This is a genomic window from Luteibacter sp. CQ10, assembly GCF_040900725.1.
Lineage (GTDB): Bacteria > Pseudomonadota > Gammaproteobacteria > Xanthomonadales > Rhodanobacteraceae > Luteibacter.
This window is the reverse complement of sequence record NZ_JAEUYM010000001.1, coordinates 1,916,676-1,930,966: the sequence shown is the minus strand read 5'-3', so window position 1 is coordinate 1,930,966 and position 14,291 is coordinate 1,916,676. Positions and strand designations below refer to the sequence as shown.

Below are 14,291 nucleotides of genomic sequence, written 5' to 3'. Positions count from 1 at the left end.
GCTTATTTGTCCCCTGGGCCCGGCGTGTCAGCGCGTCAGACGCTTGAAGCGCGCGATGAGCGACGTTCGCTCGCGCGCCGCCGCGGCGAAATCGCGCACGGGCAACGTGGAGACGAGGTCGGCGGGCAGTCCTTCGCGTTGCTGTTCGGCCGTGGGCACGCTGCCGGGCGCGGCGACGATTTCCTTGTAGCCGCGGTACAGGGCGGCGGCCTCGGGCGACGCGGTCCATGCGAGGAAGCGTCTGGCGTCGGCCGGGTTGGCCGACTTCGCCATGAGGCCGGAGCCTTCGAGTTCATAGATGCGTCCATCGGTGGGCAGCACCATGTCGATGGGGTAGCCCTGGCGAATCGACTGCATCGCCGCGAACGCGAACGAGACGCCGATGGGAAACTCGCCGATGCGCGCGAGCTTGCATGGCGCCGAGCCGGACAGCGTCACCTGGCCGATGTTGCCCGCGATGTCCACCATGCGCTTCATGGCCCTTTCGTCGGTGCCGTTCGCGGTGAGCGCGGAAAGCACCATGTAACCGGTGCCCGACGACGACGGATCGGGCATGGCGATCTGCCCGCGGTAGACCGGCGACGCCAGGTCGCGCCAGGTGGTGGGTACCGGCAGGCCGGCTTCGGCCAGCGCCAGGCGATTCACGCACAGCGCGGCCAGGAAGCCGGTCGGCGCGAACCAGCGCGCATCCGGCGAGCGAAAGGTGGCCGGCATGCGGTCGATGTCACCGCCATGCACCGGCGCGAGCAGGCCGGCAATGCGTGGGTCGAGCATGTCGGTGACCGCCATGCCCCAGATCACGTCGTTGCGCGGCTGGGTCGATTCGGCGACGAGCCGGGCGGCGAGATCGCCGCTGGACAGGCGTAGCACCTGGATGTCGACATCGGGCAGGGCCCTGCGGGCCGCGGCGAGGTAGGTATCGATTTCATCGCTTTCCAGCGCCGAATACACCGTGATGGACCCGGCATGCGCCACGCCCGACGCCAGGGCGAGCGCCAGGAAGCTTGCGGCGATGTGGCGTTGTGGACGCATGGGCGGCTGCTCGGTACGGGCGTGTCGTTACTGCGAAAATCGGCGGTGCAGGTGTCGCCAGGTGTGTGGCGTTTTGGGTATATTTGCAAACCTGTGGCGTCCGAGTCCACTGGAAAATTTTCATTTTTGTCATCAATCCGAAACGTGCCCTAGTTAATTGCGCACGATTCTTGCCTGGGAGTGTCGCCTTGATGGGAGCGTTGTCCGCCGAAAGGCGGGAGGAGTTCGAGGCCTTTGCCTCGGCTATCGCCGACGGCGCCCGCGCGCTGTCGCTGCCGCGATTTCGCCAGCCGATGAGCGTATCGATGAAAGGTGACGAAAGCCCTGTCACCGAGGTCGATCGTGGCGTCGAATCGATGCTGCGCGAACGCATCGAGGCGGCATGGCCCATGCACGGCGTGCTCGGCGAGGAATACGGCGCGGAGCACACCGACGCGGAATACGTGTGGTCGATCGACCCCATCGACGGCACGCGAAGCTTCATTTCCGGCTGGCCGCTGTGGGGCACGCTGATCGCCCTGCTTCGCAACGGCAAGCCCGTGCTCGGCGTGCTCGACATGCCCGCGTTGAACGAGCGCTGGATCGGCCATGCGGGCGTGGGCACCACCATGAACGGCGCAGGCTGCCGCACGAGCCGGTGCCGTGCCCTCGCCGAGGCCACGCTCTACACCACCACGCCGGACATGTTCACCACCGACGAATGGGCGCGCTTCGACCGTACCAGCCGCGCCGCGCACGCGCGCCGCTTCGGCGGCGACTGCTATGGTTACGGCATGCTCGCCTCGGGCCACATCGATGCGGTGATTGAGTCCAACCTCATGCCTTACGACTTCCTCGCCATCGCGCCGGTGGTGGAAGCCGCGGGTGGCGTCGTCACCGACTGGGAAGGGCGCCCGGTGGGACTGAACAGCGGTAAGCGCGTCGTCGCCGCGGCCACGCCGGAACTGCACGCGGCCTTGATCGAATCGCTCGCCCGGGACTGACCATGGACATCGAACGCCGCCGCTTCCTCCATGCCGCCGGCGCGACGGTGGCGGCGTCGCTCATCGCCCAAGGTTTTCCCGCGAGCATCGCCCGCGCGCTCGCCACGGCGCCGGACCGCCGCACCGGTACGCTCGACGACGTGGGGCACGTGGTGATCCTCATGCAGGAGAATCGCTCGTTCGATCACTACTTCGGCAACCTGCGCGGCGTGCGCGGCTTCGCCGATCCGCGCGTGCTGGAGCTGGGCAACGGCGATCCCGTCTGGCGCCAGCCGGTCGCGACCACGCACACCAAATACTGGAAAGCCCGCGGCGTCGCCGACGACGTGGCCTGGGTGTATCCCTTCCATCTTGACACCCGTGCCAGCGGCGACCATCACGAAGGCACCGACCACGGCTGGAGCAGTGGTCACGGAGCCTGGAACCTCGGCCGCAACGATCGCTGGATCGAACACAAGCAGGACGTGCTCACCATGGGCCACCTGCGCCGCGAGGATGCATCGTTCCACTACGCCTTGGCCGACGCGTTCACCGTCTGCGACGCCTACCATGCCTCGGTGCTGGCTGATACGGCACCCAACCGCATCTACCTGTGGAGCGGCACCTGCGATCCCAGCGGACGGCTGGGTACGAAGGACAACGGCCCGGGCACCGAAGAGCGGGGCACGCGCAACGGCTACACGTGGACGACCTATCCCGAGCGCCTGGAAAAGGCGGGCGTCACGTGGCGCGTCTACCAGGGCGGCACGGGCGATCCGGGCTCGCCCACCGACAACTACACCGACAATTCGCTGGAATTCTTCGCCGCCTACCAGGTCGCGGAGGGTGCCGATCCGAAGGGTTCACTGGTGCGCAATGGCGTATCCACGCACACCTTGCGCGACCTGCGCGACGACGTGATCCACGATCGCCTGCCACAGGTCACCTGGATCGTCGCGCCTTACGAATACAGCGAGCATCCCAAGGCATCGCCTTCCGACGGCGCTTTCTACATCCGTCGCGTACTCGATGCGCTCACGGCGAACACGAAGGTGTGGAGCCGCACGGTGCTGTTCCTCAACTACGACGAGAACGACGGCTTCTTCGACCACGTCGTACCGCCCACGCCGCCGTTGGCGAACGGGCAGGGCGGGATGGTGTCCGCGTCGCTGGCCGAAAGCCTGGGTGACGAGGTTCTCGACCTCGACGCGCACCCGAGGATTTCGTCGCCCGTGGTGCCCGGTGCCGATCCGAAGGGGAAGCAGGTCGTGGGCCTGGGCAATCGCGTGCCGATGATCGTGGTCTCGCCGTGGACGCGTGGCGGCTGGGTATGCTCGGAAACCTTCGACCATACCTCGGTGCTGCGCTTCCTCGAGAAGCGTTTCGGCGTGCATGAGCCGAACATCAGCGAATGGCGTCGGGCGGTGTGCGGCGATCTCACCAGTTGCTTCGATTTCGCCGGGCATATGGACACCGATGTACCGAAGATCGGCGTGCCGGGCGGTTTTCTGGGCAAGGCACCCATCGTCGTGCCGCCGACGCAACGCATGCCGGAGCAGGAGCCGGGTACGCGGCCGTCGCGACCGTTGGGTTACGCATGGACGGTCGAGCATCGGCTCGACGGTGGCAAGAGCCATATCGGCTTCGCCAACACCGGCACGCTGGGTGCGGCATTCCTTGTCTACGACGGACTCGATCGTGATGCGCCGCCTCGCCGCTACGCGGTGACGGCCAACGACACGATCGAGGATGCGTGGTCGCTGGCAACCAAGGGCGACGCTTACGACAGGCGCATTCATGGCCCCAACGGTTATTTCGCCGCCTTGCGTGGTTTTGCCGACGATACCCTCGACGTGGTGGTACGTGGTGTAGCGGGGCAGCGCGCCGTCGAGGTGACGGTAAGCAATGCGGGCAAGGTTCCCGTGGCATGCCGTATCGCCAATGCATACGGCGATACGCGGCAACTCGTCGTGCCAAACGCACAGACGAGCACGCTGCGGCTTGATCTCACCGCCAGCGCGGGTTGGTACGACATCGCCATCACCACGCCCACGTCCCCACGCTACCTGCGCCGCTTCGCTGGCCACCACGAAGACGGTAAACCCTCCACGAGCGACCCGGGCCCCACGTAACTCGTCACGTCGCACCGGCGCAGGCCTGTGCCCACGGCGCGCCGCATGATTTTCGCCTCACGTCGCTCCTGCGCACGCAGGAGCCTAGCGCCTCGGTCGTTGCAGCACCTCACCGTCACATCGGCCCACTCGCCAGGCGAGTGCATGTGCCGACGCGCCATGCCGGCGCGGAAAGCGTGCCGACCGAGGCAAGCACCCCAACCACCCGCCCTGTCGGCCGCACGTCACCCGTCCCCTTCGGGGCACGGGCCTCTGCGCGGGATTTTCCGACTCGACATCCTGTCTCGGCGGAAAACGACGCTCATCCTGACCGTCGCCCCTTCGGGGTCTTCTCCGCTCCGAGGCCCTCGGGCGCCTACCGCGGCCGACAGGGCGGGTGGTTGGGGTGCTGTCGGCGTGGCGGTGGCGTGTGGGGAAAGCCGATGCCGAGCTACCGCTCGCTCACGCGATTGGCGTGGGCACCGGCCTACGCAGTCGCGACGAAAGGGATTTATGCCTCATCCCACGTCGGAACGTAGTTCCAAAGGACTTTCCGCACTGCGTGGATTCATGGCCTGGATTTTTGGATGTCACGAAGCTGAGGAAAAGTTCGTACGATTACATTAAGCGAGTCTATGTCGTTATCCTTGACAGAGTTGATGAAAGCATGGCCCCGTGCTTCATGAGCCAGCTCGAATATCGTGCCGGTGACGCACCATACTCTTGTAGTGACGCTTAGATTTGTTCCCTCCATCGTCGAGCGAACCTCTGCAAGGATAAGTTCTTCTTTGTCGGCGAGCTGTAAGGGTAGTGCTCCAACCAAGGAGGGCGCTGATTCTCGTAAGTAAATGTAGACACCCATGCGACGTGGCTTGTGTCGAACAGTCTTGATGGAATTCAACTGGTCGGTAGCGATCGATTTCGCTGGGTCGTCCAGTTGATCGCAGACGTCGCGCAAGATTCGAAGTTCCAACCGACTCAAACGTTCGATGCCTAAAAGCTCGCGCCACATGGCTGCTCTCCGATTAATTGCCGTAGTTGTCTAGTGCCGATCCCGCTACGCCATATGCAGCACCCGAGCCAATTCCCTTATAAACATTAGGAAGTCTTATCCATTGTTGCACGGGACGTGAGTACATGCGGTTGGCTTTCTTCCAAGTTGATGGCATGAATTGATATCGGTATGGATCGGATAACGCGTGGACTTTCGTGGTAACAAAGTTTCCATTCCAGATGGAGCGGGGTCCGCCATGCCTTTTCGGTATCCAGTGGGAAAACTCTCTACCGACAGCTTTCTTTCCGGCTGCGCGCAATCCGCCCGCCAGGCCGGTGACCGTGCTGGCACCAATGCCTGCCAATTCGCCATAGCTGTAGGCCGAAGAGCAGCTGTTAACCTCTCCATCAGTTCCGAGCCACTTCCGAATTCTGTGCCCTTGCCCGAACAGTATGGTGTCGCCGAATCCAGCGGAAAAATCGACAACGTATTGAGGCAGCGGATCGCCGAATCTCCAGAGACCCAGGGGATCGATGTATAGGAGTGGCGAGCCACCGACGTAAAGATAAGTGCTGATCCCTCCGCTCAAACCAGCCGGATCGCTCTGGATGTACCTCGCGCTCTCGGGGTCATAGTCACGCGCCCCATTGGCATGCAGCCCCGTGATCGCGTCGTACCGCTGCCCCGGGAACCGCAGATCGAAAACCATACGCACGCCATCGCCATCCGGGTCTTCCTCGGGTGCATTCGTACCAAACGGATCGTCGCTGGACATCCACTTCCACACGGTCACATTCCGCACCGGATCGACGATGACACGCGGTGTGCCGAGGTGATCGGGCTCGACGTAGTAAAGCGTTCCTCCATCCATCAGGCCGACCAGCATGTCGCCCATCCATATGCCCTGGCGAACGACCTTGCCGGTACGGTCGATGTCAGCCAGCCAGCGGCCGTCCGGGTCGATCAGGTACATGGTGGTGGCGTTGCTATCGGTCTCGGTGCGGACAATGCGTTGACCTTCGCCGTCGTAACCGTAGCTGACGCGCTGGCGTCCGTTCTCGCTGGCCGAGGCGAGGCGTCCCGCGGCGTCGTAGGTGAGCATCAGGTTGCCGATGGCGGTGGTGTTGCCTGGCGCATCGTAGGTGCGAAGCTTCCCGTCCTGCGTGGTCAGCCGGTGGCTGTTCGGTTCGTAGACGTAGCGGTCGGTGATCGCGCCCTCGGTCATGGCCGTACGGTTGCCGGTGGCGTCGTAGTCGAAGCGACGAAGTTCTTTGTACGTGTCGAAATCGGACACGGTGGTGAGACGGCCGAGGCCGTCGTAGCCGATCTGGTAGCCGCGGCTCGGGCCGTACCAGGTGGTGAGTTCGCCGCCGGGGCTGTAGCGCAGCGACAGGAACAGGCCGTCGGGCCTTTGGTCGTTCCACACGGTGGGACGGCCGTTCTTGTCACGGTTGGTGATGACCTGGCGACCGTTGCCGTAAGTCCAGTTGTCGATCTGGAAGGCCCGGTAGAAAGTCTTGCCGATGAGTGGCGTCGTGGTGCCGCCGGATGGGGTGACATCGACGCCGGACATCTCGCCGTCCTTGTCGTAGCGGTAATCCACGCCCGTGCCGCCGACCACCGTCGTGCCCGCCAGGCGCCCGGCGGCGGTGTAGCGGTAGGCCACCGCTGTGCTCGTGCTGCCCCACGTCTGGATCTTCCGGGTCAGGCGGCCGTGGGCGTCGTGGCAGTAGACCGTGTTGCCTTGGGCCGTGATCGCCTTCGACAAGAGGCCGGCGGCATGGCGTTCGCTGGCCGGGCATTGGGCGTCGGCCGTGTCGTAGGTGTAGCGCACGTCCATCGCGGCATCACGATACGCCACGTGCAAGGGGCGACCCAGCGCGTCGCGGGTGAGGTCGTAACTGCCCACGTCGCCCGCGCCTTCGTGGCGGATAACGAGGCCGTTCACGTCGTGCTCGTCCACCGATTCACCGGTATCCGGGCTCGTGGTGGCGGCCACGTCGCCGAGGCCGGTGACGAGGTAGTCGGTGGACAGGCCCTTGGGATCGACGATGCCGGTCAATTGGTCGAGTGGATCGTGGCTCGCTGTCACCTTCGCCTTGATGCCGTCGGTGTCGCCGATGCGCTCGCGCAGGCGGCCGAGGGCGTCGTAGGCCGTGCTGCTGTGGCGTTTGTCGCCGTCGGTGATGCCGGTGGGGCGACCCAGTTCGTCGTAGGTGAAGGTGGTATCGACGCCGTAACCGTCTCGCTCGGCGGCGATCCGGCCCAGGGCATCGTACGTGCGGATCAGCTGGCTGCGTAGCTGGTTGAAGCCGTCGTAGCTTTCCTCGCGGGTGACCCGGTCCATGGCGTCGTAGCCGAAGCGGAGCCAGTGGTTCGACGGGTTGTGGATCGAGACGAGGCGGCGGGCGGCGTCGTAGGTAAAGCGGAGGGTGACGCCGTCGGCGTCGGTGGCCGTATCGACTTCGCCGTGCGGGGTGTAGGTGAAGCTGGATTTGCCGACCCATCCTTCCGGTGCGGTTTCGGTCATGTCGAGGACGCGGCCACGGGCGTCGTAGTGGTACGTGGTGGTCAGGCCGAGGGCATTGCGGCGGGAGAGCACACGGCCGGCACCGTCGTAACGCAGCACCTCGTCGACATGGCCCAGCGCGTTTTCGACCTTCCATAGGTCGCCCTTGCGGTAGTCGCACGGGCCGCTGGCGCAGTTGGTGGCATCGGAAGGGCGATAGGTGTAGCGGTTCAACGTGCCGAGCTTGCCGCTATCGCTGCGGGGGCCTTCTTCGAGCAGCAGGCGGCCGTCGGTGTCGTAGGTGAACTGCCAGATGCGCGAGATCGTCAGCGGAGCGTTGGGCTGCGTGGGATCGACGGCACCCCAAGCCTCGTAGTGGGTGATCTGGCCGCGGTCGTTGTAGGTGAAGCGGTCCTCCCGGCCCGGTCGCGTGACCTTCGTGGGCTTCATCAGGTCCGCGTGTCACTCGGTGCGGGTGGTGCGAGCCTGTGGCGTGCCGAAGGCGTCGGTACGCTCGGTTTCGCGGCCGTCGGCATCATGGGCGAACGACGTCACGCGGCCGTCGAAGTCGGTGAGCTTCGCTACATTGCCGCCGTCGTCGTATTCGATGGCGCGTGCCGAGGCGGCGCAACCGACGCCGCCGGGCTGGTCGAGGCCGGTGAGGCGACGGCCACCGCGGACGTCGGTGTAGTGGTAGGTGCGGATGGCGCCGTCGGCGTCGGTGACCTGCACGCGATCGGTGCCTAACGGACGCACGCTGGTCTTCTGTGTGCCGAGCGCGTGTTCGCTCGAGATGGCGCGGCCGTCCTTGTCGTAGGCGAAGCTGGCGTAGCGCCGGTGGGTTTCGTCGACGATGCCGGTGAGGGCGTGGGGTTGGCTGGTGCCGCCGTTATGGCTCGCTTCGTTATAGAGGTAAGAGACGGAGGTACCGTCGGCGTAGGTGGCCTTGACCAGATCGGCGTCGGGGCCGGTGCCGTCGTAGGTGTAGGTGACGCCGGCGATGAGGCCGTCACGGACGGAGGCGATGCGCGAAGCGGCGTCGTAGGCGAACGTCAGCGTGCGGCCTTGGGCATCGATGGCTTGGCTCAGGCGGCCGGTTGCATCGTAGGTGAAGTGCAGCGGAGTACCGCCTTCATCCAGCGTAATGAGGCGGCCGTTGGCGTCGTAGGATTCGGTGTTGCCCTGGGCATCGCGGTAGCGCCAGCCGGTGCCGTCGCGGACGAGCAGGCCGCGTGGATCGACCGTGCTGGCGTAGCGGCCGTTGGCTTCGACGTAGTCGACGCGTTCGCCTGTCGCGCGGAACAGGCGAATCGCGGTGCGTTTGCTGTCGCCTGCGTCCAGTTCGACTTCACTCAGCGAGCGGTCATAGGTGCCGCGCCAGCGCGCGCCGAGATGCGCGTCCATTGGGCGCGTGGGCTCGTCGCCTGCGATGGCGCCGCTGTTGTAGTGGCGGGTCCATGTCAGCGCGCTGGCGGCGGTCGTCGGGATGTCGGTGGCGGTTTCGAACTTGTTGCCGAGGCCGGCATTGATGGGGTTGCCGACGGACGGATGGGTCAGGCAGTCGCCGGGGCCCAGATCGGATTGATGGGGCTCCGCCTCGGTCGGTTCGGGTGGTGGGGTGCTGGAGCGGCAAACGACTTTTTCCGCGAAAGGGCCCTCAATGAAGCGGGTTCTGTTTGGGTAGGGCCCGTGTTCACTGCCGTCCATCTCTATGACGTATAGCGACGGCGATTCCGGACATCCGTGATACCAGTTGTCTTCGGTGAAATCAGGGTGTCGGTTTCCGTCACTGGCCAGGTACGAGAAACGGATCCCGTAGGTATGCCAAACGTAAACGGAAAAGCTAGTGATTTGGCAGTCTCGATAGCCCGCCAGATCGCACCGATGTTTCAGCAAGGCACGGACAGCAGCTTCGCTGTCATCGATGATCCATGCGATGGGAACGTCACCGATCTTGTCGCTGATCGCGAATTCTGCGAAAGGTTTGGTATCCGTCGACCACGCCGACAAGGATGTGCCGGACACGAGGATAAAGGTGGCGATGCGGGAAGGCATCCGATGCATGTAAGCGATCCTTGGGAACGATCAGTGAAGTGATCGACGCTAGGAGCGCATGACTCCAATGTCCACGGTTTTGCCTGATGAGGGTAGTAGGTTTATGACTGATGTGAAGTGGCAACTATGGGTTGCGAAGTGGAAATTTGGTTGAGGATCACCGGTTTGCTCGTTTGAATGATTTGGTTCTGCGTAGTGGCGTCGACCAAGAACGCATTCTCTCCTGGGTGGCTTGGGTCCTCCCACTGAGTTCGTGAAATTTGAGACGATTCGCAAAAAAGCGTAAGAGTGGAGGTTTTCGCTTATAAATGCGCTCGGAGCTGGATTCCTGCGTGCGCAGGAATGACGAGTCGGGGCGCGTAGGTTGTCGCGATGGTTGAGCGCTTCGCCGTGGGCAACGACCTGCGCCGGTGCGACGAGAGGTGCACAAAATTGGATGCGCCTACAGACAACTTACTGTTGGTTTGGTAGGGTCGCTTCGTTGCCTACGGTTTCGACTGATGCGGTCGTAGGCGACCATCGCTGCATGCGGTGAAGAAGCGCGGCCCGAGAGTGCAGCAACACTCCCGAGCCGCTATCCACAATCAACTAGCAAGGAGTCGATCATGGGTACCCCTGATCATACGGCACTCGCCCGACCGTCGCCTGTCTGCCTTTCCCGCAGGCACGGCTGAAGCGGAATGGCGCGGGTGGTTCGATCCGGCGAGGTCACGTGCGTTGGTGGGAAACCTCGCGCCGCTTTCGTTTTTTGAGCAAGCCCGTTGATCCGTGGCATGTCGTTCGCGGCGTGCCACGTTTCGCGGTGAGTGATTTTCGAGGTACGGAGCGAGTGATGGCTGAAGGTGTGGAAGCGTCGGCGCATGAATTGTTGAACGAGGCGACCGAGTGGTTGCAGTACGCGCGCGGGATGACGCAGTTGCTGGCGGAGTGGGTGGAGGAGGTCGAGGTGGTGGATCGCGGGAAGATGGTGTTGGCGTTGGGAGCGATCGAGGCCATGACGTCGCATGGGGTGGCGTGTGCGGCGCAGGCGCATGTGCGGGTGCTTGGGGCGGGGTGAGGCGAGAAACGGTCGCTTCGCCGTAGGCACCGGCCTGCGCCGCTGCGACGCTTCGTTGCAGGGTGGTATAGCTGTGTTGCTCGGGAACGTCGTCGCACCGGCGCAGGCCGGTGCCTACGGCGAAACGTTCGAGCAGGCGACAGCCCTTCCTCCGGATGAAACCGGCGCGCACTTCCGAAAGAGCCCGGGCCGCGCCCCCTGTCGGCCGCGATAGGCGCCCGAGGACGGTCAGGATGACCGACGTTTTCCGCCGAGCCATGGATGGCGAGTCGGAAAATCCCGCGTAAAGGCCCGTGGCCCGGAAGGGACGGGCGACGTGCGGCGGACAGGGCGCGCGGCCGGGGCTCCCGTCCCTGTCTCCATCGCTTTTCGCGCCGAGGCGCGCCCGACGCTCGCCCATGCGAGGCGCACCGCAACGAAAGCGGCAAGGGCAGGGCAGCCGGAGGGGAAACCTGACGCCGTAGACGGCTATACTCCCGGGTCAGCCACAGAAAGCCCCCGCACGTGACCAGCGAACTGACCTCCATCATCGATTTCATCCGCTACGGCGCCAGCCGCTTCTCGGCCGCCGGCCTGACCTTCGGGCACAGCCACGACAATCCGATCGACGAGGCCACCCACCTGGTGCTGGCGGCGCTGCACCTGCCGCCCGACCTGCCGCCGGCCTACGGCGCGGGCACGCTGGTGGCCGAGGAAAGGGAGCGCATCCTCTCGCTCATCGAGAAACGCATCGTCGACCGCGTGCCGGTGGCCTACCTCGTGGGCGAAACCTGGTTCGCCGGCCTGAAGTTCAAGAGCGACCCCCGCGCCCTGGTGCCGCGCTCGCCCATCGCGGAACTGATCGAGAGCCGCTTCACCCCGTGGCTGGACGACCGCCACGTGGAGCGCGCGCTCGACCTGTGCACGGGTTCCGGCTGCATCGGCATCGCCATGGCCGAGTACAACCCCGACTGGCAGGTCGACCTCATCGACGTGAGCGACGACGCCCTGTCGCTGGCCAACGAGAACATCGTCTACCAGCACGTCGAAGGCCGCGTGCGGGCGATCAAGTCCGACCTCTTCGACGGGGTGCGGGGCGAGGTCTACGACCTCATCGTCTCCAACCCGCCTTACGTCACCAACGACGAATACGCCGCCATGCCGGCCGAATACGGCCACGAGCCCGTCCTCGGCCTGACATCCGGGGATGATGGACTGGACATCACCTTGCGCATCCTCGACGAGGCGGCCGACCATCTGTCCGAAGACGGCCTGCTCATCGTCGAAGTGGGCGATAGCGAGCACGCGCTGGTCAACCTCCTGCCGCGTCTTCCGTTCGTCTGGCTGGAGTTCAAGGTGGGCCAGATGGGCATCTTCGCCCTCGAACGCCGCGACCTCATCGCCCACGCCGCCGACATCTCGGCCGCGCGGGCCGCAAGAACCTGATACCCAGCGGAAGTACCGTGTCCTCCAATACGTTCGGCAAGCTCCTTGCGGTCACTACCTTCGGCGAAAGCCACGGCCCGGCGATCGGGTGCGTGGTGGACGGTTGCCCCCCCGGTCTGCCGCTGGAGGCCGGCGAGTTTCGCGCCGACCTCGAGCGTCGCGCCACCGGCCGCTCGCGGCATACCTCGCAGCGCCGCGAGGCCGATGACATCGAGATCCTTTCGGGCGTCTACGAAGGCGTGACCACCGGCACGCCCATCGCGCTGCTCATCCGCAACACCGATGCGCGCTCGAAGGACTACGGCAACATCCTCGACACCTTCCGCCCCGGCCACGCCGACTACACCTACTGGCAGAAGTACGGCATCCGCGATCCGCGTGGCGGCGGCCGCTCGTCGGCCCGCGAGACCACCATGCGCGTGGCGGCCGGCGTCATCGCCAAGAAGTGGCTGGCCCAGCGTTACGGCGTGACCGTGCGCGGCCACGTCTCGCAGATCGGCGACGTGGTGCCGCGCGGCTTCGACGCCGACGCCATCGAGGGCAGCCCCTTCTTCTGGCCCTGGGCCCAACAGGTGCCCGAGCTCGAAACCTACATGGACGCCCTGCGCAAGTCGGGCGACTCGGTGGGTGCGCGCGTTACCGTGCAGGCCGACCACGTGCCGGCGGGGTGGGGTGAGCCCATCTACGGCAAGCTCGACGGCGAGATCGCCAGCGCCATGATGTCGATCAACGCGGTCAAGGGCGTGGAAATCGGCGACGGCTTCGCGGCCGTGGCCCAGCGCGGCACGCAGCATCGCGACGAGATTACCGCCGACGGCTTCCTCTCCAATCACGCCGGCGGCATCCTCGGCGGCATCGCCACGGGCCAGCCCGTGGTGGTCTCCGTGGCCTTCAAGCCCACCTCGAGCATCCTCGTGCCCGGCCGCAGCATCGATCGCGCCGGCGAGCCGACCGAGGTGGTCACCAAGGGACGGCACGACCCCTGCGTCGGCATCCGCGCCGTGCCCATCGTCGAGGCCATGCTGGCTCTCGTGCTGATGGACCAGGCCCTGCGCCACCGTGCGCAATGCGGCGACGTGGGCGAGGTGCCCCCGCGCGTTCCCGGCACCCTCCAGGCATGAGCGCATGAGCAAGCCCAAGGTCTGGGTCTCCCGGCCCTTCTTTCCGGACATCGTCGACCGCCTTCGCGACCACTTCGACGTGCGTGCGGAAGACGAGGAGCGACCCTACGCGCCCGAGGAAATCGCTGAACGCCTCGCCGACGCCGACGCCGCCATCGTGGGCCTGGCCGACCGTATCGACGCGACCGTGCTGGCCCAGGCGCCGCGACTGCGTTTCGTGGCCAACCTCGGCGTCGGCTACAACAACCTCGACATCGACGCGTTGACCGAGGCCGGCGTCGGTGCGTCGAACACACCCGACGTGCTCAACGAAACCGTGGCCGACTACGCCTGGGCGCTGATGCTCGCCGCGGCGCGCCGGGTCGGCGAGGCCGAGCGCTGGCTGCGCGACGGCCAGTGGAAGGGCGCCCGGTTCGAGGGCTGGCTGGGTGCCGACGTGCACGGCAAGACCATCGGCATCCTCGGCATGGGCCGCATCGGCCAAGCCATCGCGCGCCGTGCCTCGGGCTTTCGCTCGCCGGTGATCTACCACAACCGGTCGCGGCTCGATGCCGCCATCGAGCGTGAGTGCGGGGCCACCTATGTCGACAAGGCCACCCTGTTGGCCCGCGCCGACCACCTGGTGCTGGTGCTGCCTTATACCCCGGCCAACCGGCACAGCATCGGCGAGGCCGAGCTGAAGGCCATGAAGCCCACGGCCACGCTCACCAACATCGCGCGCGGCGGCATCGTCGACGACGCGGCGCTCGCCCGGGCCCTGGCCGAGGGCACGATCGCGGCGGCGGCACTCGACGTGTTCGAGGGAGAGCCGCAGGTGTGCCCGGCGCTTCTCGGTCTCTCCAATATCGTGCTCAGTCCGCACATCGCCAGCGCAAGTCGCGACACACGTCGCGATATGGCGGCGCTGGCTGTGGACAATGTGCTGGCGGCGTTCGGGCATGGTCCTCACGCCGGTCGGCCACCCACGATTCTCAATCCGGGTGTGCTGGCCGACGCCAGCTGACCCTCTACCCCCCGCCAACAAG

At 65.5% G+C, this 14,291-nt stretch carries 9 protein-coding genes; 6 read left to right on the top strand and 3 right to left on the bottom strand.

Annotation, left to right across the window (positions count from 1 at the left end; genetic code table 11):
• Positions 1 to 27: 27 nt before the first annotated feature.
• Positions 28 to 1,032, bottom strand: coding sequence for an extracellular solute-binding protein (locus tag JNG39_RS08545; RefSeq protein WP_368310717.1), 1,005 nt, complete (start codon positions 1,030 to 1,032; stop codon positions 28 to 30).
• A 191-nt stretch (positions 1,033 to 1,223) separates the two neighbouring features.
• Between JNG39_RS08545 and hisN the strand changes: the two genes are divergently transcribed.
• Together hisN and JNG39_RS08535 are read left to right on the top strand one after the other, a co-directional pair.
• Positions 1,224 to 2,015, top strand: coding sequence for a histidinol-phosphatase (gene hisN, locus JNG39_RS08540; RefSeq protein WP_368310716.1), 792 nt, complete (start codon positions 1,224 to 1,226; stop codon positions 2,013 to 2,015).
• A gap of 2 nt (positions 2,016 to 2,017) precedes the next feature.
• Positions 2,018 to 4,126, top strand: coding sequence for a phosphocholine-specific phospholipase C (locus JNG39_RS08535; protein WP_368310715.1), 2,109 nt, complete (start codon positions 2,018 to 2,020; stop codon positions 4,124 to 4,126).
• A 1,004-nt stretch (positions 4,127 to 5,130) separates the two neighbouring features.
• On the opposite strand, the gene JNG39_RS08530 is transcribed toward JNG39_RS08535, so the two are convergent.
• Complete coding sequence (locus JNG39_RS08530; protein WP_368310714.1) at positions 5,131 to 8,058, bottom strand: RHS repeat-associated core domain-containing protein; 2,928 nt, start codon at positions 8,056 to 8,058, stop codon at positions 5,131 to 5,133.
• A gap of 12 nt (positions 8,059 to 8,070) precedes the next feature.
• Positions 8,071 to 9,663 (bottom strand): DUF6531 domain-containing protein, encoded by a 1,593-nt coding sequence (locus JNG39_RS08525; RefSeq protein ID WP_368310713.1) that lies wholly within the window; start codon positions 9,661 to 9,663, stop codon positions 8,071 to 8,073.
• A 712-nt stretch (positions 9,664 to 10,375) separates the two neighbouring features.
• On the opposite strand from JNG39_RS08525, the gene JNG39_RS08520 reads away from it, so the two are divergent.
• From JNG39_RS08520 to JNG39_RS08505, 4 genes are all read left to right on the top strand, one after another.
• On the top strand, positions 10,376 to 10,720 hold the full coding sequence (locus JNG39_RS08520; RefSeq protein WP_368310712.1) for a hypothetical protein: 345 nt from the start codon (positions 10,376 to 10,378) through the stop codon (positions 10,718 to 10,720).
• Between the two features lie 504 nt (positions 10,721 to 11,224).
• The gene (prmB, locus tag JNG39_RS08515) at positions 11,225 to 12,145 is read left to right on the top strand and encodes a 50S ribosomal protein L3 N(5)-glutamine methyltransferase (RefSeq protein ID WP_368310711.1); all 921 of its coding nucleotides are present in this window, start codon (positions 11,225 to 11,227) and stop codon (positions 12,143 to 12,145) included.
• A gap of 17 nt (positions 12,146 to 12,162) precedes the next feature.
• On the top strand, positions 12,163 to 13,266 hold the full coding sequence (aroC, locus tag JNG39_RS08510) for a chorismate synthase (protein ID WP_368310710.1): 1,104 nt from the start codon (positions 12,163 to 12,165) through the stop codon (positions 13,264 to 13,266).
• Between the two features lie 4 nt (positions 13,267 to 13,270).
• On the top strand, positions 13,271 to 14,269 hold the full coding sequence (locus JNG39_RS08505; protein WP_368310709.1) for a 2-hydroxyacid dehydrogenase: 999 nt from the start codon (positions 13,271 to 13,273) through the stop codon (positions 14,267 to 14,269).
• Positions 14,270 to 14,291 lie beyond the last annotated feature (22 nt).

What these genes read in the sequence shown, in the direction of transcription:
- JNG39_RS08525 (WP_368310713.1), bottom strand. Translation starts at nt 9,663, where the DNA reads ATGCCTTCCCGCATCGCCACCTTTATCCTCGTGTCCGGCACATCCTTG.
- hisN (WP_368310716.1), top strand. Translation starts at nt 1,224, where the DNA reads ATGGGAGCGTTGTCCGCCGAAAGGCGGGAGGAGTTCGAGGCCTTTGCC.
- JNG39_RS08530 (WP_368310714.1), bottom strand. Translation starts at nt 8,058, where the DNA reads ATGAAGCCCACGAAGGTCACGCGACCGGGCCGGGAGGACCGCTTCACC.
- JNG39_RS08535 (WP_368310715.1), top strand. Translation starts at nt 2,018, where the DNA reads ATGGACATCGAACGCCGCCGCTTCCTCCATGCCGCCGGCGCGACGGTG.
- JNG39_RS08545 (WP_368310717.1), bottom strand. Translation starts at nt 1,032, where the DNA reads ATGCGTCCACAACGCCACATCGCCGCAAGCTTCCTGGCGCTCGCCCTG.
- JNG39_RS08505 (WP_368310709.1), top strand. Translation starts at nt 13,271, where the DNA reads ATGAGCAAGCCCAAGGTCTGGGTCTCCCGGCCCTTCTTTCCGGACATC.